At 73.4% G+C, this 1,978-nt stretch carries 4 protein-coding genes; all 4 read left to right on the forward strand.

The window, feature by feature from the left end; genetic code table 11:
- Positions 1-253, forward strand: a 253-nt coding sequence (locus F2B26_RS15945; RefSeq protein WP_159811024.1) for an HPr family phosphocarrier protein, incomplete at its 5' end; no start/stop codon positions are given.
- A complete protein-coding gene (locus F2B26_RS15950; protein ID WP_159811026.1) occupies positions 250-663 on the forward strand; it encodes a DUF4233 domain-containing protein in 414 nt (137 codons plus the stop codon). The genes F2B26_RS15945 and F2B26_RS15950, both read left to right, overlap by 4 nt.
- Positions 664-674: 11 nt before the next feature.
- The gene (gene ndk / locus F2B26_RS15955; RefSeq protein WP_159811028.1) at positions 675-1,106 is read left to right on the forward strand and encodes a nucleoside-diphosphate kinase; all 432 of its coding nucleotides are present in this window, start codon (positions 675-677) and stop codon (positions 1,104-1,106) included.
- Between the two features lie 55 nt (positions 1,107-1,161).
- Positions 1,162-1,978: chromosome segregation SMC family protein (locus F2B26_RS15960; RefSeq protein WP_159811030.1), on the forward strand; the 817-nt coding region annotated here is incomplete at its 3' end.

Here is a 1,978-nt window from a genome sequence, read left to right on the forward strand (position 1 = left end):
CGTCGTGCGGACCGTCGCGCTGCGCAACGCGATGGGGCTGCACGCGCGGCCGGCCGCGGTGCTGGCCCGCGCGATGGCCGGGTTCGACGCCCAGGTCGAGGTCGACGGTGCCGACGGCGCCTCGGTGCTCGCGCTCATGGCGCTCGGTGCCACGCAGGGCCGCGAGCTGCAGGTCCGGGCCACTGGACCCCAGGCCCGCGAGGCGGTGGACGCGGCCGTGGCGATGGTCGAGGACGGTTTCGGCGAGCTGTGAGCGGTCCGTCGTCGGCCCCGGTGGCGCGCAAGCGCCCAGCCAAGCAGCTGTTCGCGTCCACCGTGCTGGGCCTGGAGGCGATGGTCGTCGTGTTCGCGACGCTCGTCGCCTTCGGTCTGCGGGTCGCCCCGGCGGGTGCCGTCTGGGCGGCCGGCGGTGTGCTCGCGGTCGCGCTCGTGCTCATGGCCGGTGCCGTGCGGCGCCCGGGCGGCTACGTCGCCGGGTCGGTCGGGCAGGTCTTCCTCGTCGCGGCGGGTCTCGTCGTGCCGATGATGACCGTGATCGCGGTCGTCTTCGTCGTCCTGTGGGTGCTCGCACTCGTGCTGGGTGGCCGGGTCGACGCCGAACGCGCTGCCTGGGACGCCGCGCACCCCGGCGAAGGCCCCGGCCCGGTGCTGCCGGCCCGGTAGGGTCGGTGGTCATGAGCGACCTTCAGCGCACCCTCGTCCTGGTCAAGCCGGATGGCGTGCGGCGCGGGCTGTCGGGTGAGGTGCTGCGACGGATCGAGGCCAAGGGCTACCGCCCGGTCGCGGCCCGGCTGCGCACCGCCGACGAGGCCCTGCTCGCCGAGCACTACGCCGAGCACGCCGGCAAGCCCTTCGTCGGCCCGCTCATCACGTTCATGGCGTCCGGTCCGGTGCTGGCGCTCGTCGTCGAGGGCTACCGGGTCATCGAAGGGGTGCGTGCCCTCGCGGGGGCGACGGACCCGACCACAGCGGCCCCGGGCTCGATCCGTGGCGACCTGGCGGCGGACACGGGTGCCGCGGTGATCGAGAACATCATCCACGCCTCGGACAGCCCGGAGTCGGCCGCCCGGGAGATCGCGCTCTGGTTCGCCGACCTCGACTCCTGAGCGTGCGGCGCACCACCTGCCCGACCTTCACGCATCCGACACCTAGGCTCAGCACGTGCACCTCAAGACGCTGACCCTGCGCGGGTTCAAGTCGTTCGCCTCGGCGACGACGTTGAGCTTCGAGCCGGGTGTCACGTGCGTCGTGGGCCCGAACGGCTCGGGCAAGTCGAACGTCGTGGACGCCCTCGCCTGGGTGATGGGTGAGCAGGGCGCCAAGTCGCTGCGCGGCGGGTCCATGGAGGACGTGATCTTCGCCGGCACGGCCGGGCGCCCGCCGCTGGGTCGCGCCGAGGTGGCGCTGACGATCGACAACGCCGACGGCGCCCTGCCGATCGAGTACTCCGAGGTGACGATCTCCCGGACGCTGTTCCGCAACGGCGGCTCGGAGTACGCGATCAACGGTTCGGGCTGCCGGCTGCTGGACATCCAGGAGCTGTTGTCCGACACAGGCCTGGGCCGCGAGATGCACGTCATCGTCGGCCAGGGGCGGCTGGACGCGATCCTGCGCGCCACCCCGGAGGAGCGTCGCGGCTTCATCGAGGAGGCGGCGGGGGTGCTCAAGCACCGCCGCCGCAAGGAGAAGGCGCTGCGCAAGCTCGATGCCATGCAGGCCAACCTGGTGCGTCTGGGTGACCTCACGGCCGAGATCCGCCGTCAGCTCGGGCCGCTGGGCCGCCAGGCCGAGGTGGCGCGCAAGGCCGCCGTCGTGCAGGCCGACCTGCGTGACTCCAAGGCGCGGCTGCTGGCCGACGACCTGGCCCAGCTCTCCGCGCAGCTGGAGCAGGAGATCGCCGACGAGTCGGCGCTGCGCGAGCGGCGCGACCAGGTCGAGGCCGCGCTGAGCGGTGCCCGTGCCCAGCTGGCCGAGCTCG

Source organism: Cellulomonas citrea (genome assembly GCF_009829685.1).
Lineage (GTDB): Bacteria > Actinomycetota > Actinomycetes > Actinomycetales > Cellulomonadaceae > Cellulomonas > Cellulomonas citrea.

Coding starts and splice junctions, on each gene's coding strand:
- ndk (WP_159811028.1), top strand. CDS start 675: ATGAGCGACCTTCAGCGCACCCTCGTCCTGGTCAAGCCGGATGGCGTG.